At 41.3% G+C, this 22,561-nt stretch carries 12 protein-coding genes and 2 pseudogenes; 8 read left to right on the forward strand and 6 right to left on the reverse strand.

Annotated features, from left to right (window positions below):
* The 5 genes from JCM10512_RS25045 to JCM10512_RS08680 form a co-directional block, all read left to right on the forward strand.
* Nucleotides 1-894: TonB-dependent receptor domain-containing protein (locus tag JCM10512_RS25045; protein ID WP_439644364.1), on the forward strand; the 894-nt coding region annotated here is incomplete at its 5' end.
* 71 nt (nt 895-965) lie between these two features.
* On the forward strand, nt 966-1,760 hold the full coding sequence (locus JCM10512_RS25050) for a SusC/RagA family TonB-linked outer membrane protein (RefSeq protein WP_439644365.1): 795 nt from the start codon (nt 966-968) through the stop codon (nt 1,758-1,760).
* A 13-nt stretch (nt 1,761-1,773) separates the two neighbouring features.
* Complete coding sequence (locus JCM10512_RS23660) at nt 1,774-2,226, forward strand: RagB/SusD family nutrient uptake outer membrane protein (protein ID WP_500778525.1); 453 nt, start codon at nt 1,774-1,776, stop codon at nt 2,224-2,226.
* Nucleotides 2,227-2,231: 5 nt separating this feature from the next.
* The gene (locus JCM10512_RS25230; protein ID WP_500778526.1) at nt 2,232-3,629 is read left to right on the forward strand and encodes a RagB/SusD family nutrient uptake outer membrane protein; all 1,398 of its coding nucleotides are present in this window, start codon (nt 2,232-2,234) and stop codon (nt 3,627-3,629) included.
* A 22-nt stretch (nt 3,630-3,651) separates the two neighbouring features.
* Nucleotides 3,652-5,202 carry a DUF4957 domain-containing protein gene (locus JCM10512_RS08680; RefSeq protein ID WP_044162265.1) on the forward strand — a complete coding sequence of 517 codons (1,551 nt, stop codon included), beginning with the start codon at nt 3,652-3,654 and terminating at the stop codon, nt 5,200-5,202.
* Nucleotides 5,203-5,884: 682 nt separating this feature from the next.
* On the opposite strand, the gene JCM10512_RS08685 is transcribed toward JCM10512_RS08680, so the two are convergent.
* From JCM10512_RS08685 to JCM10512_RS08705, 6 genes are all read right to left on the reverse strand, one after another.
* Entirely contained in the window at nt 5,885-9,727 is a 3,843-nt protein-coding gene (locus tag JCM10512_RS08685) for a hybrid sensor histidine kinase/response regulator transcription factor (protein ID WP_439644366.1), read from the reverse strand.
* The gene (locus JCM10512_RS25055; protein WP_439644367.1) at nt 9,727-10,413 is read right to left on the reverse strand and encodes a ligand-binding sensor domain-containing protein; all 687 of its coding nucleotides are present in this window, start codon (nt 10,411-10,413) and stop codon (nt 9,727-9,729) included. Before JCM10512_RS25055 ends, JCM10512_RS08685 begins: the two co-directional genes overlap by 1 nt.
* Nucleotides 10,414-10,526: 113 nt before the next feature.
* On the reverse strand, nt 10,527-12,260 hold the full coding sequence (locus JCM10512_RS08690; protein ID WP_044162267.1) for a pectinesterase family protein: 1,734 nt from the start codon (nt 12,258-12,260) through the stop codon (nt 10,527-10,529).
* Between the two features lie 360 nt (nt 12,261-12,620).
* A complete protein-coding gene (locus JCM10512_RS21320; RefSeq protein WP_052517152.1) occupies nt 12,621-15,554 on the reverse strand; it encodes a pectate lyase family protein in 2,934 nt (977 codons plus the stop codon).
* 162 nt (nt 15,555-15,716) lie between these two features.
* Nucleotides 15,717-16,685, reverse strand: a complete 969-nt coding sequence (locus JCM10512_RS08700; RefSeq protein ID WP_044162270.1) for a pectinesterase family protein — start codon at nt 16,683-16,685, stop codon at nt 15,717-15,719.
* Between the two features lie 9 nt (nt 16,686-16,694).
* On the reverse strand, nt 16,695-17,894 hold the full coding sequence (locus tag JCM10512_RS08705) for a glycoside hydrolase family 88/105 protein (RefSeq protein ID WP_044162273.1): 1,200 nt from the start codon (nt 17,892-17,894) through the stop codon (nt 16,695-16,697).
* A 287-nt stretch (nt 17,895-18,181) separates the two neighbouring features.
* Between JCM10512_RS08705 and JCM10512_RS08710 the strand changes: the two are divergent.
* From JCM10512_RS08710 to JCM10512_RS08720, 3 genes and pseudogenes are all read left to right on the forward strand, one after another.
* A pseudogene (locus tag JCM10512_RS08710) lies at nt 18,182-19,581 on the forward strand (PTS galactitol transporter subunit IIC).
* Nucleotides 19,582-19,607: 26 nt separating this feature from the next.
* A pseudogene (gene kduI / locus JCM10512_RS08715) lies at nt 19,608-20,527 on the forward strand (5-dehydro-4-deoxy-D-glucuronate isomerase).
* Between the two features lie 259 nt (nt 20,528-20,786).
* Nucleotides 20,787-22,274 (forward strand): MFS transporter, encoded by a 1,488-nt coding sequence (locus JCM10512_RS08720; RefSeq protein ID WP_044162275.1) that lies wholly within the window; start codon nt 20,787-20,789, stop codon nt 22,272-22,274.
* Nucleotides 22,275-22,561 lie beyond the last annotated feature (287 nt).

Consider the following 22,561-nt stretch of genomic DNA (forward strand, 5'->3'; position numbering starts at 1 on the left):
AACAGTAGTGCTCAACCGATTGTTCTATTCATCTCAAATGAAAGAAAAACATTCCGCAACACAAATACTGTAAACTACGATTTTAAGAAACTACTTAAAAACGACAGCCACCATCTTACCGCTTTAGCCGGTCATGAATTAATTAAAATAAAAAGTACTGTCGATACGGATGAAGTACGCTTCTACCCCAAATTATTCACGGCAGACCAAGCATTCAATTTATCGACCCAAGGGACTCCTTTCTCTACAGATAAATTCCGCAATGCAGATGATATCCTCCTCTCTTATTTTGCTCGTGTAAACTACGATTTCGAAGGCAAATATTTGGCGAGTGCGACATTCCGTGCTGATGGTTCTTCTAAGTTTTCCGAAGGCAATCGTTGGGGATATTTTCCATCAGCTGCCTTAGCTTGGCGTATTTCAAGTGAAAGTTTTATGGAAAGCACCCACTCTTGGTTGGATGATTTAAAGATTCGCGCTAGTTACGGTACGGCCGGTAACAATAATATCCCCAGTGATCAAACCCGTACAATTTGGTCAGGCGGTACAAGCCCCAACACCGGATGGATAAACAACGTAAATAGCTTCTGGACTACAGGTTCATCAATGACGAATCCTGATTTGAAATGGGAAACGACCTATACGCGTAACTTCGGTTTAGACTTCACCTTGTTGAACGGTAAGCTCAGTGGTACTGTAGAATACTATTGGAATACAACCAAAGACTTGTTACTCGAATTTCCGGTATCAGGAGTTGGCTACTCTACTCAATACCGTAATATTGGAGAGACTGAAAATAGAGGTTGGGAAGTTACTCTCAACTGGAATCCAATCAATAAAAAGAATTATGGTCTAAGCTGGGTGCTAATGTTGGTTTCAATAAAAATAAAGTAAACTCATTAGGTGGACTTGAGCAATATCCAGCAGCTTCAGGATGGGCTTCCTCAGAAATTTCGTCTGACTTTATGGTACGTCCCGGATATGCAGTTGGAGAAATATATGGATATGTTTCTGACGGTCGTTATGAAGTATCGGATTTTGAAGGTTTCATTGATGGAAAGTGGAAGCTAACCCCAGGCAATGTAGACAATACTTCGGTTATCGGCGGTGCAAAGTATCTTCGTCCGGGAGCCTTAAAGTTGAAGAATGTAGACGGTAGTGAAGACAATAAAGTTACTACTTCGGATGTTACCAAGATTGGTGATACCAATCCGCTCTGTAGTGGTGGTTTCACAATCAATGGACGCTTATATGGTTTTGATTTAAGTGCCAACTTCACCTATAGCATTGGCAATGATATTTATAACGCCAACAAAATTGAATATACAACAGCCGGTAAATACAAATACCGTAACATGATTGATGTCATGGCTGAAGGCTCGCGCTGGAACAATCTTAACCCGGATGGAACTATTTGTAATGACCCTACTCAATTAGCTGCTATGAATGCTAATACAAGCATGTGGTCTCCTTGGATGAGTCAAATGACACTAACTGATTGGGCCATTGAAGACGGCTCATTCCTCCGTCTTTCTTCTCTGTCTATCGGATATACTGTCCCAGTAGATTTGACTAGAAAAGTAGGTATTCAGAATTTACGCTTCTACGCAACAGGTTATAATTTATTCTGCATAACCAGCTACAGCGGCTTCGATCCTGAAGTGTCTACACGCACCAAGACCGCTTTAACTCCGGGCGTTGATTATTCGGCATACCCCAAGAGCCGTCAGTTCGTAATTGGCTTGAATTTAACCTTCTAAAACTAAGATAGCAATGAAAAATAAAATATATACAACAATTGCCATATTGTCATTTTGTGGAAGTGCTTTCATGACTTCCTGTGATGACCTGTTAGACACTAAATCTCCATCCTCTTTGGAGAATAGCGTAATTTTCTCCGACCCTGACCTAGCCGAAGGAGCTATCAAAGGTATATACACATATTACGGAGAGCAGAATTACCGGGCACGTTATTTACCATGGTACGGAATGAATACCGACATTGAGTGGTATAATTCTTCAGAAAAAGGCGATGATAAAGCCCATTTGGTAACGTTCAATGCTTTACCAAATAATACGCAAATGAACATAGCCGAAAGCAAAGAGCCTTGGTCCAATATTTATAACGGAATTGAAAAGGCTAACTTAGCAATCCAAGGCTTAAAAGCTTCAGCAGACCTGACTAACAGTAAACTGAAACAACTCTACGGCGAAGCCTTACTTTAAGAGCCATGGCCTACGTTGACCTTATCAATGCATGGGGAGATGTGCCGAGTCGTTTTGAGCCTGTTACTACGCCTACTATATACATGGCGAGAACTGACAAATATCAGATTTACAAACAGCTAATTAAAGATTTACAAGAAGCGGAGAATTTGGTTGCTTGGCCTAATGAATCTACAATAACTCAAACAGCAGAACGTATCAACAAAGCTTTTGTAAAAGGCCTTTTAGCACGTGTTTGTCTACAAGCATCAGGCTATTCTTTAACAGCAAACGGTACTTCTGAAAAAAGCAATGATCCGGAATTAGATAAATCAGTATTATATCCTATCGCTCTTCAAGCATGTAAAGATGTGATGGATCAAGAAGGAGTATACGTTGCGTTAAAAGATAAATTCGAAGATATCTTTCAGGATATTTGTCGGGATGTAATCTCCGCAGGAAGTGAATCTCTATGGGAAATACCTTATGCTAACGCACCCTCTGCACGTGGACGTATGGTATATACTTTTGGTCTCAAGCATAATACAACAGATGACATGACTGACGTTGCTCAAGGTGGACAAGCGGGTCCTACCCCCTTCTTCTTCTTCGACTATTCTGTCAAAGATAAACGGAGAGATATTTCATGTATACCTTACAAATGGGATAAGGGTGTCCAAGGAGTTAACTCTCTCAACACATGGTACTTTGGTAAACTTCGCTATGAATGGATGGAGCGTAAAGCCAGTGGCAACGATGACGGTATTAACAAGCAATATATGCGTTATGCGGATATAGTATTAATGAGAGCAGAACTAGAAAATGAATTAAACGGCGCAGCAGCTGCCGCTCCGTACTTAAAACAAATTCGTCAACGTGCATTTGATCAGGCCGACTGGAGTACAGAAGTGGACCAATATGTCAGCAATGTATCAGGCGATAAAACAGCGATGTTCAATGCCATCGTTGATGAACGTGCTTTTGAGTTCTGTGGTGAATTTATACGCCGTGCTGACTTGATTCGCTGGAATCTCTTAAAAGTAAAACTAGATGAAGCTAAAGAAAAAATGTATCGTCTCCGTACTTTAGCGGGTGAATATGCCGATTTAAGTGGCCGCTTATTCTACAAGAATGTTGATTACAAATGGACACGTGGCGGCACAACCCGGACAATTGTAGGAGGTGGACTGGAACTATTTGGTCTCAACCACGGCGAACTTGCCGAAAATGTGCCAACGGGATTCACCGAATACACCGATAGTAAAGGAGCAGCCACACTGTGGATAAAAGAAGATAATCTAAAAGATGATAAAATAGAGACTATCTATGTGCAAAATCCTGATAAGTTTATGTATTGGCCAATCTTCCAATATAATTTGGACGCCAACATCTTATTGGAGAATTATTCATGGTATGGCAATTAATTACACCTTAATTTAGAACAGTATGAAAAAATATATAATCGCAGCATTTGCTTTCGTCACAATGCTGTCAGGAAGCATAACATTCACCTCATGTGAAGATATTGACGATGTGAAGGAATTGAATCTGGATCGTCTATTGTCTCCTACCAACCTGGTTGCAAGAGTTAGAAACAAAGTCGACATCGAATTGACGTGGGATGCTATGGATAAGGCCCAATCTTATGTAATCGAGGTATTTAAGGAAGATCCCGATTTTGCAGGAACTCCCGTTGCTACGTTTGAATCTGAAAAAGGTTCTTATACCGTTTATGGATTGGAAGGCGAAACATCGTATTCTATCCGTGTGAAAAGTGTAGCTGAAGGAATCGCCGACTCCAAATGGGTTAGCGCTACACGCTCAACAGATGCAGAGCAAATTCTATATGCAGTAGTGGACGAGGATATTGAAGCTACTCAGGTAACACTTCGTTGGCCTGCCGGACAAGTTGCTACAAAAATAGAGCTTACTCCCGGAGAAATAAGCTACACAGTAACAGCTGGTGATATCGCTTCTGGTTCAGCTACTATTACGGGGCTAGCTGATGAGACCAAATACACAGCCATGCTCAAAAATGGAAATAAGACGCGTGGTACAGCTACATTTGAAACACTTCTGAATTTAGAAGGTGCTATTCCCGTTAAACCCGATGATAACTTAAGTGCAATGCTCGCAGAAGCAAAAGACGGGGATGTATTTGCCCTGTTAGCGGGTACGCATATAGCAGGAAAACTATCTATCCAGAAAAACATATCTATCAAAGCTGCCAAACCGGCAGATAAACCAGTGTTATCGGCTTTGATCTCACTAGAAGCAGGCGTGTCGTTCGAATTGAAAGATTTAATTTTAGATGGATATGAAGCGATAGATGTTGCTAAAAACGCAGACCAAGCGATTCAATTCAATACTGCCGGTGTGTCATATGGAAATATTGCGATCAATGGATGTACCATCAGGAATTATGAAAAAGGGCTTTTGTATTTGAATGTTACAGCATTAGCAGAATCAATCACTATAAGCAATTGTACGATTTATGATATTGTTTGTACAGGTGGAGATTTCTTTGACTGTCGTGAAGGAACAGCTAAGGTTGTTAATTTCACTAACAATACTGTATACAACTGTGCAAATACTGCTCGAGACTTTTTCCGGATAGATGATAAATCAGCTAATCTCTCGGCAGCCCCAGTTTTATTAGTGGATCATAATACATTTAATAATGTATCTAATAATAGTGGAAAGCGTTTACTTTATGTTCGTTGGAAAGGAAATGATATAACCTTTACGAATAATATACTAGCCAACACGAATGCATATTATACAAATCAATCAAGTACTAATATGGCAACAATGAGTAAAAATAATTATTTTAATGCACCCAATTTTACTGGTAGTACAGTAAATAATGCACAAAATGATGTCAGTGGTAAGTACACAACCTTAGACCCAGGCTTTAAGGATCTGGAAAACGGTGATTTTACTCTCTCCAATGAAGATTTAATTTATGAAAAGATTGGTGCTCCCAAATGGTACTAATCAAGAATTTTAAATAAAATGACTAGGGTGCTTCTAACAGAGGTACCCTAGTTTTTTTATGGGTCTTATTTAGATACTTCCACAATCGGTAGAACACACTATTTCTCCTACTAAGAGTTGTTTTAGGTAATACCTTTTTGGATTCTGCATGGCTGTTCTTGCTGAAAACAAGTACTGAATTAGACTGTGCCATGCCCGTGTCACAACTGTGCCAAGCCGGTGGCACAACTGTGCCATCGCAGTGCACTGTCGTGCCAACTATAAAGAACTGTTGTGACACTAAGGTACATTCGGGTGGCAATGGGTTGTTGCGCCTTCAAGCTAGTGGCGTCTTTTCAAGTTACCTTGTACTAAAATTGAAGATGAACTTGTTTTTATAAATTAGCTTTCGCTTGTCTCGTAAATTGCCTAATGGGGCGTATAGTAGTAAAGTGCTAAAATGAAGTCCTCTCTAAGACAGAATACAGCTAAAAAGAATGAGAGATCCCTCAAAAATGATGAGAGATACGTCCAAAAAAGGGCAAAAATGCGGGAAAATGATGAGAGATACCGCTTTGAAAAAGTACCTCTCATTGCCTAACACATTGAATTATTGCCTATTAAGCGAAAAACAATGAGAGCATGAGAGATAAAATATTTTTTCTTGTATGGAGGGAGAGAGATAGGAAGACAGCCAATCGGGCTATCTTCCTATTTTATCCCGATATTCTGTTGGAGTCATACCCGTTTTAGCTTTGAAGCACTTACTGAAATAGCGAGGATCATTGATTCCTACCATATAAGATATCTGAGTCATATTAAACTCTCCGGATTCAATTAACTGAGCAGCCCGTTTGATACGCATCTCTTTGATAAATTCAATGGGAGCCAATCCGGTCAAAGTCTTCAACTTCTTAAAGAACACCGAACGACTCACGGCCAGTTCACGAACTAAATCGTCAACAACCAACTCACCATTATCTATATGTTGCTCCATCAATTCAACTAGTTTCTCCATAAATTTCCGGTCATTAGAAGACATTTCGGGCATCATAGGCTCTTCAGGCAGAATCTCTTCTTCGACATTTCCTTCCTCCAAAACGGGTACCTCAACCGGCTGAGCAGGAGAGACAACAATACTCATCAAACTATCCCGGTAATAATCTTGCAGTTTCCGCCGCTGTGCCAATAAATTCTCCACGCGGGCTTGTAAATAGGTAGCGCTAAACGGCTTCGTGATATAGTCATCAGCACCGTACTCCAATCCTTCCAGTTTGCTTTCTATCGTTGTTTTAGCTGTTAAAAGAATTATTGGAATATGACTGGTCGTCATTTCCTCACGTAGTTCTCGCGTCAATTCAATACCATCTTTGCCAGGCATCATCACATCACTGATGATAATATCCGGTAAGTATTTCAAGGCTTTACTCCATCCATCGATACCGTCAACTGCTTCAATAACCCGATAAGTCGATGAGAAAAGACTTCGCAAAAAGTTACGCAACTCTTGATTGTCTTCAACCAACAGCATAATTTCAGTACCATCAGTCTCCTGCACCTCACTCTCTTCGACCTCTGAGACAACAGAGAAAGTCTCACCTTCATCAGTCACGGTTGTTTCAGATAGAATAGAGGAGTTGGCTATATCAACCACTTGTCCCATCCGCAATGGTACATCCGTATCGTCAAGAATAAACTCAATTTCTTTGTCGTAATGCTCTTTGCCCTTTAAGAAATCAATCTTAAAACAGCTCCCTTCTCCCAAATGGCTATCTACGGTAATGGTAGCTTTATGCATCTCTACCAGTTCCTTAACCAATGACAGCCCGATGCCGGTACTAGCCTGATTGGCGGCAGAGTGTCTGTCGACTAAATTCTCGAAACGAACAAACAGTGATTTCTTCCTCCCTTCGGCAATACCAATACCTTGATCTTGCACACCAATGGAGACAGTATGCTCGTCTTCTCGAACAAACACTGTGATCATCTTGCCTTTAGGCGTATATTTAAATGCATTGGAAAGTAGATTGAAGACAATCTTCTCCAACTTATCAACATCCAACCAAAGATACAACTGGCTTTTCTCGGCCTGAAACAGAAAATCAATATGGTGTTCTTCGGCTACCGCTTCGAAATTTTCCATCACTCTACGCACAAATGAAACAACATCCACCTGCTGCACCTGCATCTTCATCTTCTTATTCTGTATCTTCCGGAAGTCCAGAATCTGGTTTACCAGTCGAAGCATACGATTGGTATTCCGCTCCACCACAACAAGCTGTTCGTGAACATCGGCCGGAAGTTTATCATTCCTCAGGACTTGTTCTACCGGGCCAACGATCAAAGTAAGCGGGGTGCGTAGTTCGTGTGAAATATTTGTAAAGAAACGAAGTTTAATATCCGAGATCTGCTGTTCCACAGATACTTCGTGCTTCAGTCGATAAATCGTAAACAGAATATAAACGGTTATGAATATAATCAATAAGACCATACAGACATACAAAACGAATGCCAACGGAGTTTCCCAAAACGAGGGTAGTATAACAATATCCAAAGTTCGTTCGTTGTTTACCCACACTCCATCGCTATTTGTAGACCGCACCCGAAACACATAATGCCCTTTTGCAAGGTTTGTATACGTTACACTGCGTTGCTTATCGGCCAGTATCCACTCCTTCTCCAGCCCTTCGAGTTTATACATATATTGTACACTCTGCGGATTCGTAAAGTCGAGTGCTGCATACTGAACAGAAAAGATATTCTCATCATGAGAAAGTGTGAGTTCACGTGTATCATCCAAATCAACTGTCAACAGGGAGTTCTCGCCCGGATCGACTGTTTGGTTGGCAATCATTAACTTCGAAAAGACAATAGGCGGTACATAGCTACTTTTTCGGATAGAGTCCGGACTAAATATAAAAATCCCGTTACTAGACCCGAACATCATCTCTCCTCTGGATGTCAATGTAGAAGCCGCTTCGCTAAAACGTACCGGGAAAGTAATGCTACGCTCATCAAAATTCTCGAACCTCTCCTCGTTTGGATTGAACTTGCAAATTCCATTCTCCGTACTCAACCAAAGGTATCCCTTAGAATCCTCTCGCATAGAGAGCAGCACGTCGGAAGGAAGCCCGTCTATCACCGAGTACGACTTAAATTCACCATGCCCGTCTTTACTGATCGAAACCACTTTATTCAGCCCACCACCGAAAGTAGCCAAGTATATTTCTTGTTTACGAGTCGGCAGAATCCAATGCACATCATTATTGCTCAGACTCTTCGTATCATTCGGTACTCGCGAGAAGTGATAGAATTTAAGATCCTCCGGCTTTTTAAAATTTTCGGCAAAAGTTATAGCCCCTGTGGTAGTCCCCACCCATAAGTGTCCATTATTGTCAGATGTAATAAAACGTGTCTTATTACAGGGATCAATGGGATACCCTTTCAGGTTATTCCGATGGTTGATAAAAACCGTCGCTCCATCTTTGCTCTTCGACAAATAGTTAATTCCTCCGGCAAATGTTGCAACCCAAATACGTCCGTAGTGATCTTCGTATACACAATATACATTATTATCACTCAGGCTGTACATATCGTCTTCATTGTGCAGGAAGCGTGTCAGTTTATAGGTCTCTCCTGTTCGCTCTGCACGAATCAGACCATCTCCCTTAGTCGCTATCCACATGATGCCTTTGGAGTCCTGCATGATAAAATAGGCAGTACCTTTTACCGGCGTACCCGAAAGAGAAATCGTACCGGACGCAGTCAAATATCCCATATACTTTCGATGAGCATCGTAAACACGGATCATTCCATCCTTCAACCCAACCCATAAGTTGCCTTCTTTATCTTCAAAAAGGGATCTGACCTCATTATTGATGGATTCATATTCGTGTGGCTCGGGAGTCAACATGGAAAAAGGAACATTTCGAAAGGTTATCTTTTCCAATCCTTTTGTGTGAGACGAAAGCCATAAGTTGCCTTGTTTATCTGAAAAGGCTGAATGAATCTTATTGGAGAACTTCCATTCACGACTCCCTAGTTCATTATAAAAAGGAACAAGACTATTTTTTTCTCTATCAAAATAAGAAAAGCCACCGCCAAATGGGTGCACCCAAAGATATCCATTCACATCTTCGTGGATATGGAAAGCGGGACGTGAACGCTCAGCACTGGAATATTCGGTCTTTACACGCTCACACTTAACAATGCCAGTAGCCGGATTGAAATGGGCGACAACACCAGGTTCTTCCTGCTCAAACCACACCTCCTTATGTCGATCGACATAAGCCGACAAAATCGGTTTATCGGGCAGTTCCTTACAAGTTATAGGGGAGTAATGTATGTTGGCTTTTGTCTTTAGGTTGTGGCTAAAGAAACCATCCTTATCAGTGGTTACAATAGCCTGAGTAGAAGTTGCCATATGAATTGAGGTCACCCGCGCTTTAGTCGGGATCTCCAACAAGCTGAACTCTCCATCTTTCTTCTTATAACACCAAATCCGTCCTCTATCTGAACCGAAACAAAGATCTGTCTCTGTCTCCATCACGCATAGAAAGCCTGTTTTAAGCCTTTAGCCTTTTCACTGGTATCGACGAAATAAGAAATAGCACGCTTCTCACCGGCCGGGATCATGCCTAGCCCATTATCGGTCAGCAGCCATTCATTACCGGCTTTATCCAGATATACCCGGTTTACATAAAGTGCAGGAAACAGACCGGACTCAGCCGAATAGATATCGCAAGAGAAGCGTGAGCCTTGCTCAGAAATAGTAACCCGAATCGCCCCATCATTTTCCGTAAAGAGCCATACGGTTCCGTTAGCCAAGACTTCTACGCGATGAATATTTAAGTAACTGCCCTTATCACCCGCTTTCGGAACTTGCTCAAAAGTCTCCGTTCGCGGATCAAAGCGGTGAACACGATTATCATAGGTCATCAGCCATAGGAAGCCATTACAGTCCTCATATAAACGATCGACTCGGTTATTAGCCAGACTGATATAGTTTCCTTGGCGTGCTTTATAAACTTTAAATGTATAACCATCAAAGCGATTAATACCATCCCAGGTTGCAAACCAAAGATTATCTTTGTGATCCTGCAAAATACTCATTACTGTATTTTGGGATAAACCATCTTCAGTCGAATAATGGGTAAAAAAGCAATGTTGTTGGGCATGTGTATATGTTACAGCAACCCACAAAAATATAATTGTATATAAGATTCTTTTCATTATTTTACTCGATTCTATGGCGTAAAGATAGAAAAAACTCACTTCTCCATCGTACTCTTACAGTCTATTTAACAGAATCGAGTATAAAATAAAAATCAAATCAAACTTATATATCAACGCTTAACTTCTATTAGTTTATGACCATCCTTCGTTGGGTTCCAACCATCTTCTCCCACCAATATGGATTCCAGTTCATAGCCTTTCAGACTTTTTAATTGATGAGAGAAGGCAGCACGCGCTTCTGGATTAGCTCCCGCTCCACGACTTTCATACTCAGCATAATTAACCGTTTTCTCGGCATCTTTCTTCCCCCAATTATTCCATCCTTTGGCAACAATCTGTTTACCAAGTTCACAACGAACAAAGACAGCCTGCGCATAAGGACGCCATGGACGAGAGAGAAACACTTTTTCTACACCCGCATCAGCTGTAAGGCGGCAATCAAAGAATACGTATCCATACTTTTTCCCCTGATCGGTAGAAGGAGCAGTAACATATCCATCTCCTTTACTATGAATGTGACACTTATTAAACACGGCCGTAGACCAACCGAAGATGAAATCTACCGTACCTTCAATGTAACAGTTCTCATAATATTGACGACTATTCTTGCCATATGTGTAAAGTGTGTCCTGGAATCCCAGGAAACGACAGTTTTTGAAATAAACACGATCACCGGACACAAAGCAAGCAACGGCCTGCCCCACCGGGCCCGAGCTATTCTCAAAAGTCAGGTTCTCTGCATAAAAGTCCGGCGAATAAATATAGCAAGTTGAAGAACCGGAAGTACCCAGATTCTCACCGAAAGCGTTTGGTTTATTGGCAAAATCGTCGTAAGTCAGCACAGCTCCGTCTTCGCCAATCAACGATACATTAATCTTGCTTTCAGGAATCACAACCTTCTCTTTATAAGTTCCTTTGCGAATCAGAATAGTGGTACGCACATTTTTGCGAAAATCGGGTACCGCATTGATCGCTTCCTGGATAGAAAAGAAATCTCCACTGCCATCTTGCGCTACCACATAATCATAGCGTCTAACAAATTTCGACAATTCGGGAATAGCTTGACTGATAGCGTCAGCAGCCAATCCGGCTACAACACGTCCGCCATACACATTCAAGTGTGTGTTATCTTCGCGTCCCTTAGGTAAGGCAGGTACCGTGTTAGGCTCCACCCACATGAATAGTTTCTTCGACTCCACCGGTCCAAGTCCCTGTACGAGATCATGCGTAATTTTATTCATATCGATGAAAACCACCCCCATTTCTTTCGCCACATTGCGAGGTGAGTCAAGGTAAGCACCGTGCGTATCAAACAATTGCGTTCCTTCGGTAGGCAATGATTCTTTTCCGGGTTCTTTCCGGGCATCTTTACTAATAGATTCATCCGAAGCACGTACAAAATTACGTCTTACGATGGAGTTAAACAAAACTGGTATCCCTCCTTTTGCACGCGTTTCATTCACAAATCGACGTAGATTGGCATCGAATGTAGTTCCGGGGACAGTATGGCGTGTTGAGTCTGTCTTTTCATCATTATGACCAAACTGAATGAAAACATAATCGCCCTTCTTCACTTTTGAAAGAACCTTTTCCCAGCGGCCTTCGCTTATAAAACTCTTAGAGCTACGTCCATTTTGTGCATGATTATCAACAACCACATCTTCACTGAAAAAGCCGGGAAGCATCATTCCCCATCCTCGCTCAGGACTTCCCCCATCGAGCTTTTTATTTGCCATGGTTGAGTCGCCAATCATAAAAACAGTTATTGTAGACCGGTCTGCCCGAAAAGCAGAAAAGAGAATTAGAAAAGTAAGTAATAGCGTCAGCTGGTTTATCTTTTTCATGGTTTGTTATTTGTTTATATCGCATATCAATTAGAAGATGCAATATTACAAAGTTTTTAGGAAAGAAGCAGAAGATAATTAGTTCCTTTAGGTGGAATAATTGTTTAATTAAGTAATTTTATTCTATAAAACTGAATATTGAGATCCACGCTACATGATGTAAACCGGACTTAGGATGCAACTTATCAGTTACTAATTATAGATAACTCGCCTGATTGAGTCATACACCAACCGTCTATTATAACAAAGCGAGGGAACGCCATTAACTGACAATCCCCCCGCATAAGTTTCATCGAAGTAATACTATTAACTAGTATTTACTCCATATGATTCTTTCTATTCTTTTATGATTCGCAGTCATCAAAAATCCATTGGCTCATCATTCAGAACAAAGTTACTGAATACCCCTTTGGCAGTAGCTTTACTGTTGCCACTACTTAATGCCAGTCCCAAATAAACAGTATCGGCAAGATCCGTAAATGTTGCAGCATTAACCTTTCCAAAAGTAACACCACCATCACGCGAATAACTAAGGGTGCATTCATTGCCCGAACGTGTAACTTTAAGAATTGGTTTAACACCTTCATTGATAGCGTCCGGCGCAGTCAAACCACCACGATTAGAGCTTCCGGACACCATCCGGGTTGAACGATAAAAGGTTGTACTATGACCTTGTGCTGCCATGCAATGTAAGAAATCGGCTCCAGCCGCAGCGAAATCCGGAGTAATCATCAGTCCGGCAAGAGACTGATTACTGGTAGATGCCGTTTCATAAGAGTCTACCTGAACTGTTGCCACAAAATCCCCGGTTACTTCCTGATAAACAAACCCGAACACTTGATTAGAGCCTTCGAATTTGCCATTCGCTTCAAGCGTCAGTACACCGGAAGAAGTAGCAGGTAGTACTGTACTGCCTCCATAAGAGATCCATTTCCAACCATTGCTTAAGTCATTTCCACCCGGTTCCGGTTCTCCCGGCTCAGGTTCTCCGGGATTCGGAGTTAATCCTGCGTTGTTCACGTCAATAGGAGCTGTATCGTATTTGGCAAGTTTACCGGCACCGGCAGATGAGGGAACAATTGCCGGAAGCTGTTCTGTTTCATCTACTACATATTCATAAGTCGGCTTGAAGTCGTTATGTGTATAAGGTGTAGCTAGCTTCTCCCCATTATACGCTTTATATTCCAAATTAGTAAACGGATAAACATCTCCGGCATTTTCAGGTTTATTGGCATACGTATTTCCACGTTCATAAACATAGCCGGCAACGCTTCCTGTCAGATTAGAAACCCAACTGCTCCCACTAGGCTTGGCCGGATACGTACAGATATCAATCGGCAAACGAACAGCTTCAAAGAAGTTGTCTTCAACCAATACCTTGGCACCGTAAGCACTACCCACTCCATAAGTCGATACTTCCTTAAAATAGTTATTGTACACATGTACATTTCCGAAACGCACCCGCGGATGACGTGAATTGGAAAGATCAAAATAGTTATGATGGAATGTTGCTGTAATCTGAGTGTCGGCAGTAGCACTATTGGAGTGTCCTACCAAGCAGGTTTTCTGCGTCTTTATAAAATGGCACCAAGATACAGTCACATTGTATGTGGCATGCGTTATATCGCACGAACCATCTTCATAGTCCTTAATCTGATTCATCGATTCGAACGTACAGTGGTCTACCCAAATGTTGTTGCATTCCTGCATGGATATTCCATCCGCCCCATTGTCTGCTTTAGGTTGTTGGATGTGGATATTACGAATCATAATATTGCTTGCCCGCTTGAGGAAGAAACCCACATTCTGCATCACAAAGCCTTTGACTCCATAGATAGAAAGGTTGTGTGTATCTTTAATATCGAACCAAGGACTGCCACTGCCACGGCCTTGATCTTTAGTAAACTTCCCACTCAAATAGATAATGGCTGGTGTGGTGTCTTTATTCTTTTCACGCAACTTCAAATAATCGCGGAAGCAAGTACCGTCGTCAAAATGGAAAGTGTTAGCCAAAGTTGCTCCTTCACCACCGGTAGTGGCAATAGCATATCCATAAAGTTTATCTATTTCCACATTCCCTACAGGTGGGTCCACCGGACCTGGATTATCATTTCCTGCCAGCTGAAAGACCACAACTTTGCGAACAATATCTCCTCCGGTGAAGGTGACAATTGCCGAACGCATTTCATTACTGCTATTTGCTTTTACTTTAAAAACTTCTGTCTCCGTACGAATGGCTCTCGTCTGAGTTAGGGATTTGGACAGCCACGTTTTCGCAGCTTCTTCTATTTCAATATCATAACTTATTAGATTCGTCTCTACCGAAATCGTAAGCAGCTGCTCATCCGCACTGACTTCATGGGTTTCGGTGATCTGAAGAACTCCCTCCTCCTTATTAAATGTTATAGTGGATATTGCTACGCGAACATCGTCGCTGGCTAATACGATGACTTTCGTATATTCGTCAATCGCATCAAAATTATTGGTATAAAGTGAGATTTCTCCCTCAGAAGCTTTCGGATCAATAACTCTTGCTTTAACAGCTTCCGAAGATATAACTTCCACTTGGGTTTCGCCTGTCGCATTCAGAAGTTTATAGGCGACTTTGACTTCTTTGCCGGATTCCATTGACAGACTTGTAGCAGCAAGTTCTATCTTCAACCGGATAGCCATCGGAATTTTTAGTTTTGTACCGTCTTTCAACGTGAAACAAGCGTAATCATCGTCATGAGTAACATCGGTAAAGAAAGAACTGCCTGCTTGTTCCGCAGTAGCTGCTCCTAATTTCTCCCAATTGGCACCATTATCTACCGAAACATACCAATACCCTTCATCGATTTTCATCTTCGGAGTGATTCCATCGGTCCCGGCAACAGCTATTTTATTACCGGAGGTGTCAGTCAGCCAATTGTTAGTTCCCTTACCCTTCGTCCAATAATAAACGCCTTCATGAAGAGCAATGCCTATTTCCGGAGCGTCCGCACCATCCTGACCATGATTGATCTCAATCGTCTGCCCATCACTAAAGGTGATCGTATAGCCTATTTCTGTTTGTTTGATTTCCGTTATGGACTTGCCGTTATTTGCAGCATCCACAAGCGCACGTAAAGAGTTGATTTGAGATTTAATAGTTGCAAGTTCATCTTTGATCCCTCCAATCTCATCCCATAACTCATCATCATTGTATTTACATCCCCATATAGAAAAGAATAACACGAACGCTGTTAGCAGCGAAAATAAATACTTGCTCGAGAGAAAAGTACTCCCCCTCGCAGGACTTTTGCCTTTTTTCATTGTTTTAAATTTTAAAATTAACAATAGGTTGATAACTAACCGTTATCAAGCACAAAAGTATCTGAAAGGGGTGGGCTTTATGTGTACTTATTAATCTTTCATGTGTAAATTCTATTTTACTTTATCCAAAGATCCGAAATATAGGATAAACAACCCTATTAATTAGATTGACGGTATCCAAACGCTGCCTTCTTTAAATATATTTTGTAGGGTATATTGTCCGGCATCTTTTTTAGTCAGCTGCTTGGACCACTTTACGCGCCCTTCTATATTTGCTCCTTCACCGGTATTACCATATTCGGCATAGCGAGCCGTTTTTTCATTTTCCGGATTGCCCCAGTTATGCCACCCTTCGATACGAATATGTTTTCCAAATTCACAATTAAGAAAAACAGTCGCAGCGTATGGGCGCCAAGGACGTCCCAGATAAACCTTCTTCACGTCCGATGAAGCTGTCAGCTTGCAGTTCTTAAAAACATAACCATATTCGGCCACTTTGGGAGTTGAGGCGGCGGTAATATACGAATCGCGTTTGCTATAAATCTCACAATTCTCGAACAAGGCAGTTGCCGGACCAAATATAAAGTCGGTTGTCCCCTCGATATAGCAACCTGTAAACAACAAACGAGTTTTCTCAGCCCCAGTATATATGGTGTCCTGATTGCCTAAGAAACGACAATTAATAAACGTCAATTGATCTCCTTCGGTATGTAGAGCAACAGCCTGCCCCAAAGGAGCCGCATTGTTTTCGATCGTCAGGTTTTTAAAAGTAATAGCATTCCCTTCCACCTTTACTGTATAAGTCCGAAAGGTTCCCATCTTGTTGATATTTGCATGATCATCGTAAGTAATGATGGTATTTTCGGCATTTTCGCCAACCAGTTCCACATTCTTGACCCATGAAGGGATGACCACCTTTTCTTTATACACACCTTTTTTAATATAAATGGTAACTGTATAATCCATAAAAGCGCGTACCGATTCAACAGCTTCCTGAACCGTGCGATACTTAGCTGTGCCATCACGAGCTACGACAATTGTATCTTGCTGCTGTTGTTGCGCACAAAGGTCGCTACTACCCAAGCCAAGGATAGCAAATAAGATTGCTATCCCTAAAATATTTCTTTTCATATATCGATGTTATTTTTGTAGACGTTCGAATTCCAGACAGGCCATAATGAACGGACCTACCGCTTTAGGATCATTATCCCGAATCGTTTCATTGATATAATATTCATAATCGCCCGAGCGATACACTTTACCACCAAGCCCGGCAACTGCACAAGCTCTTGTTATTGTTACCAAACCGTTTTTATCTACTTGAATGAAGTTTTCCAGAAAACCTTTGTATCCTTTCAAAGCCACATCTAAATAAGATTTATCGATATATCCCATGCGCACAGCCTTAAACATGCTGTAAACAAACATAGCCGAGCAAGATGATTCTAGATAATTTCCTTTCTCACCACTTTTATCCAATACTTGATACCATCCTCCGGTTTTGGGATCTTGCAGTCTTTTCACTTGTACAGCAACATTATTCAGGATAGCGAGCACGGAATCTCTACCGGCTTCATGTTTAGGTATAAAATCCAAAGCATCGACCAACGCCATCGCATACCATCCCATGGCACGTCCCCAACTATGTTTGGACTGTCCAGTCACCGGATCTGCCCAACGTTCCGTGCGGCTCACATCACAAGCGTGACGATAAAGACCGTTTTTCGGGTCGTAGGTATGGCGAGCGGAAGTGATGAATTGATTGATTACATCGGCATAGTCGTTCGGACGAGTATTGCGGAAAGCATATTCAGCGTAGAAAGGTGCTCCCATATAAAGTCCATCAAGCCACATTTGATTCGGATAAATCTTTTTGTGCCAGAATCCACCGTCTGCATTGCGAGGTTGCACGGCAAACTGACTATACAGTAAGTCTAACGCTTTCTTATATTTTTCATTTTTAGTCTGTTCGTAGATACGGAATAACATTTTGCCGGAGTTTACCCGATCGAGACTCTGCTCAGAAAGTTTATAAGCAGTAATGCTCCCGTCGTCGTGTATCATGGTATCGGCATAAGCAATCGCATAATCAGCAATTTTCTGATCACCATAGGTATCATAGACATCCAACATCGCTTGCAATTCCAGCCCATGGCAATAGTCCCATTTCAGTTTCGGTTGAAAATCGAGCTGCCAAGATTCAGGCCAACGGATCATTTCCGATTCAGTGATTCGCACCGACCAGGGAAGTTTCGCATCAACCTGTTGTGCAGAGGCCGAATTGCCTAAAGTTAGACATACTCCTAAGGAAAAAAGAGCATAAAAAAAGTTTCGTTTCATGGTTTGTTATTATAAGGATTATACATCGTTCTATTTATGTTACGAAAGTAGCGCTTTTCTTTCAAAACGGTTAGTAGTTTTTAGTTAAGAAGGTGGATTATTTGTTTTTCGTGCACGAAAACAATCATTTTTGTGCACGCAAACGTCAAATATGTCCATTTTTAATGCAATATCTAATAAATTAAGAGTTTCATTTTGGTTTAAATCAGAAAAGATAGTACTTTTGAGCCGATTTACAACTTTTCCCCTCAGAGAAACACAGTAATTTATCATTAATAGAGTATAGAATGGAAGAAGTCTTTAAGTACATCATCGGATTAGGTGCGGCTGTAATGATGCCGGTTATCTTCACGATTTTAGGAGTATGTATTCGTATTAAGTTCGCCAAGGCACTTAAAAGTGGGCTTCTGGTAGGAGTCGGTTTTGTCGGCTTATCAGTTGTTACAGCTTTGTTGACCAGCAGTTTAGGCCCCGCCTTAAGTAAAATGGTCGAAATCTATGGACTAGAATTGGGTATATTCGATATGGGATGGCCTTCTGCAGCAGCAGTAGCCTATAACACATCGGTAGGTGCGCTCATTATTCCCGTTTGTTTAGGAGTTAACCTAATCATGTTATTAACCAAAACAACCCGTACTGTAAATATCGACTTGTGGAACTATTGGCACTTTGCTTTATCGGTGCCATTGTCTATTTTGCTTCCGGAAGTATTCTTTGGGGCTTTTTCGCCGCTATCATTTGCTACATCATAACCTTAGTAATGGCCGATATGACAGCACCGGCTTTTCAAAAGTTCTATGATAAGATGGAGGGAATATCCATTCCACAACCATTTTGCCAAAGCTTTGTACCATTCGCTATTGTAATCAACAAATTATTGGATAAGATCCCCGGATTCGACAAACTCAATATCGACTCGGAAGGAATGAAGAAGAAATTCGGATTAATGGGTGAGCCATTATTCTTAGGTATCGTAATCGGTTGTGGTATCGGCGCATTGGGATGCAGTAGTTGGAAAGAAGCTTTAGACAGTATCCCCGCAATTTTAGGATTAGGTATTAAAATGGGGGCTGTGATGGAATTGATTCCGCGTATCACTAGCTTATTTATTGAAGGTTTGAAACCTATTTCGGATGCAACACGCGAATTAATCGCCAAGAAATACAAAAACAGTACCGGTCTGAATATCGGTATGAGCCCTGCATTGGTTATCGGACACCCGACAACTTTGGTTGTTTCACTACTTTTGATTCCGGTAACTATCTTCTTAGCAGTTATCCTACCTGGCAACCAGTTTTTACCACTGGCATCTCTGGCAGGTATGTTCTACTTATTCCCGATGATTCTACCTATTACAAACGGTAATGTTATAAAATCATTCATCATTGGCTTAGTAGCATTAATTGTAGGTTTATACTTTGTAACTGAATTAGCCGGGTTCTTTACCGCTGCTGCTAAAGATGTATATTTAGCTACAGGCGACCCAACGGTTAATATCCCCGAAGGTTTCCAAGGAGGAGCTTTGGACTTCGCTTCCAGCCTTTTCTGCTGGGGTATTTTCCACCTGACTTACACCGTAAAAATAATCGGCCCCATTATTTTAGTAGTTCTTGCACTCGGAATGGCTATTTACAACCGTATCCGTATGACTAGAAATGATGCAGCCGCAAAAAATCAAACAATATAAATTGTATTAATATAAAGTTTTTAAAAATGAAGAAATTAGCAATTGCAATGATGTTGGGTCTTGCAGCAGTATCTGCTTCAGCCCAGGTGAATTACAAGATGCAGGTAGCTTGCAACCCGCAAGATGTAAAGACGTACGACACAAACCGTCTGCGTGGCAGCTTCTTGATGGAAAAGGTAATGGTGCCAAACGAAATTAATGTAACTTACTCAATGTACGACCGATTCATTTTCGGTGGTGCAGTACCTGCTACTAAAGAATTGGTATTGGAAACAATCGATCCTCTGAAAGCTCCTTACTTCTTATTTTCACGCGAATTAGGTGTGATTAACGTAGGTGGTGTAGGTATCGTAACTGTGGATGGCAAAGAATATACGCTGAACTTTAAAGAAGCTCTCTATGTAGGTAGAGGCAAACAAAAAGTTACTTTCAAAAGCAAAGATTCCAGCAATCCGGCTAAATTCTATATCAACTCAGCTCTTGCTCACAAAGAGTATAAGACTCAGCTGATTACTATTGACGGACGCAAAGGCTCATTGAAAGCTAACTCGTTCGCAGCAGGTAAGATGGAAGAAAGCAACGACCGCGTGATCAACCAATTAATCGTAAACAACGTATTGGAAGAAGGTCCATGTCAACTACAAATGGGATTGACAGAGCTGAAAGCAGGAAGCGTATGGAATACAATGCCGGCTCACGTACACGCTCGTCGTGTTGAAGCTTACTTCTACTTCAATGTTCCTCAAGATAACGCAATCTGTCACTTTATGGGTGAACCACAAGAAGAGCGTATCGTTTGGATGCATAATGAACAAGCTATCATGGCTCCTGAATGGTCTATCCACGCTGCTGCCGGAACAAGCAACTATATGTTTATCTGGGGTATGCAGGTGAAAACCTCGATTACGGCGATATGGACAAGATCAAATATACAGAAATGCGCTAATTCAGTGCATCCCTCTGAACTATATTTATAATATCAGAAAGCTTCATTCTCTTCACAAAAGAGGATGGAGCTTTTCTGCATTTTAGTAACCTTTATCCCCCACCAGAATTTTGTATGATTTGAAAATAACAGCATGAAAACACTTGAGTTGCAATGTTATTTAACGATTAATACATGAATTCGACCAAATATTACAAATATTTCCCAGCAGAAATACCGACCTTTGTCAGCAAACTAAAAATTATTTAAATCCGCTATCATGAATGCATCTCAAAAAACAGGCGAGAAAAAGACAAACTACAGATGGACAATCTGCGCCATGCTTTTTTTCGCTACTACAGTTAACTATCTCGACCGCCAAGTCCTCTCTTTGACTTGGAAAGATTTTATCGCTCCCGAATTCCATTGGACCGACAACGACTACGGAACAATTACCTCAGTATTCTCTATCATCTATGCTTTTAGTATGTTATTTGCCGGACGTTTCATCGACTGGATGGGTACTAAAAAAGGTTATTTATGGGCTATCGGTGTATGGTCGGTAGGCGCATGTCTCCATGCCGTTTGTGGATACGCCACCGAACTATGGGTAGGTGTTGAAAGCTCAGATGCGCTGATTGCTGTACAAGCAGGATCAACTTTAGCGCTCACAATTGCTACTGTCAGTGTATACTTCTTTATTGCTGCCCGATTCGTTTTAGCACTTGGAGAAGCCGGTAACTTTCCGGCAGCCATCAAAGTAACCGCTGAATATTTCCCTAAAAAAGACCGCGCCTATGCAACCAGTATCTTCAATGCCGGTGCAACCGTAGGAGCTCTTGCCGCTCCGTTAACCATTCCGTTGCTTGCTAAGTATTTCAAAGGAATCGGTGTTGGAAATGGTTGGGAAATGGCGTTTATCGTAATTGGTGCACTTGGTTTTATCTGGATGGCTATGTGGGTATTTATGTATAGCGAACCCTCTAAGAGCAAGCATGTAAACCAAGCAGAATTAGACTATATCGAGCAAGACAATGAAACAGTACCTCAATCATCCACTACCGAGAAAGAGGAAAAGAAAATGAGTTTCATGCAATGCTTTACCTATAAACAAACCTGGGCTTTTGCTTTCGGCAAGTTCATGACAGACGGTGTATGGTGGTTCTTCCTTTTCTGGACTCCGGCTTACATTAGTGATGTATACGGATTCTCTTCTGATAGCGGAACAGCCATGTCTTTGATCTTTGTACTGTACGCCATCACCATGTTGTCTATCTACGGTGGTAAACTTCCAACGATCATTATGAATAAAACCGGAATGGATCCATATGCCGCCCGTATGCGTGCGATGCTGATCTTTGCATTCTTCCCTCTATTAGCTTTGTTTGCCCAACCATTGGGAAATAAAGAAGTATTCGGTGAACATGCTTATTGGTTCCCTATTATCATTATCGGTATTGCCGGTGCTGCTCACCAATCATGGTCAGCCAACATATTCTCTACTGTAAGTGATATGTTCCCCAAAACAGCCATTGCAACTGTAACAGGTATCGGCGGTATGGCAGGAGGTGTAGGTGCTTTCCTTATTAATAAGGGATCGGGTATGTTGTTTACGCATGCAGATGCCACACAAATGACATTTATGGGCTTCCAAGGAAAACCTGCCGGTTACTTTATAATCTTCTGCATATGTGCATTAGCTTACCTTACCGGTTGGATTGTTATGAAGGCATTAGTACCAAAGTACAAACCTATCATTTTGGATTAATCCAATTAATCAAAAGGAGTTGAATCAAAACTGATTAATTAATCGACTGATACAACTTCTTATAAAAGGACTCCTCTTAATTATTCCCGCTTCAGTTTAGACTCGGGAAAGTTAAGGGGAGTCCTACATTATATATACAGACACACTTCACCACAAAACGTCGTAGAAGTATGCAGGCAGAAGAATGTATGCAACTGAGATCAGCATGAAATCTAGGACGATAGACTACATCTATAAACTAATTAATCAGTAAATTACGCAATTTAAGTCAGTGATAGAATGGAAAA

Source organism: Bacteroides reticulotermitis JCM 10512 (genome assembly GCF_000517545.1).
GTDB classification, from domain to species: Bacteria; Bacteroidota; Bacteroidia; order Bacteroidales; family Bacteroidaceae; genus Bacteroides; species Bacteroides reticulotermitis.

What these genes read in the sequence shown, in the direction of transcription:
- JCM10512_RS25050 (WP_439644365.1), top strand. Translation starts at nt 966, where the DNA reads ATGGTACGTCCCGGATATGCAGTTGGAGAAATATATGGATATGTTTCT.
- JCM10512_RS23660 (WP_500778525.1), top strand. Translation starts at nt 1,774, where the DNA reads ATGAAAAATAAAATATATACAACAATTGCCATATTGTCATTTTGTGGA.
- JCM10512_RS25230 (WP_500778526.1), top strand. Translation starts at nt 2,232, where the DNA reads ATGGCCTACGTTGACCTTATCAATGCATGGGGAGATGTGCCGAGTCGT.
- JCM10512_RS08680 (WP_044162265.1), top strand. Translation starts at nt 3,652, where the DNA reads ATGAAAAAATATATAATCGCAGCATTTGCTTTCGTCACAATGCTGTCA.
- JCM10512_RS08685 (WP_439644366.1), bottom strand. Translation starts at nt 9,727, where the DNA reads ATGGAGACAGAGACAGATCTTTGTTTCGGTTCAGATAGAGGACGGATT.
- JCM10512_RS25055 (WP_439644367.1), bottom strand. Translation starts at nt 10,413, where the DNA reads ATGAAAAGAATCTTATATACAATTATATTTTTGTGGGTTGCTGTAACA.
- JCM10512_RS08690 (WP_044162267.1), bottom strand. Translation starts at nt 12,260, where the DNA reads ATGAAAAAGATAAACCAGCTGACGCTATTACTTACTTTTCTAATTCTC.
- JCM10512_RS21320 (WP_052517152.1), bottom strand. Translation starts at nt 15,554, where the DNA reads ATGAAAAAAGGCAAAAGTCCTGCGAGGGGGAGTACTTTTCTCTCGAGC.
- JCM10512_RS08700 (WP_044162270.1), bottom strand. Translation starts at nt 16,685, where the DNA reads ATGAAAAGAAATATTTTAGGGATAGCAATCTTATTTGCTATCCTTGGC.
- JCM10512_RS08705 (WP_044162273.1), bottom strand. Translation starts at nt 17,894, where the DNA reads ATGAAACGAAACTTTTTTTATGCTCTTTTTTCCTTAGGAGTATGTCTA.
- JCM10512_RS08720 (WP_044162275.1), top strand. Translation starts at nt 20,787, where the DNA reads ATGAATGCATCTCAAAAAACAGGCGAGAAAAAGACAAACTACAGATGG.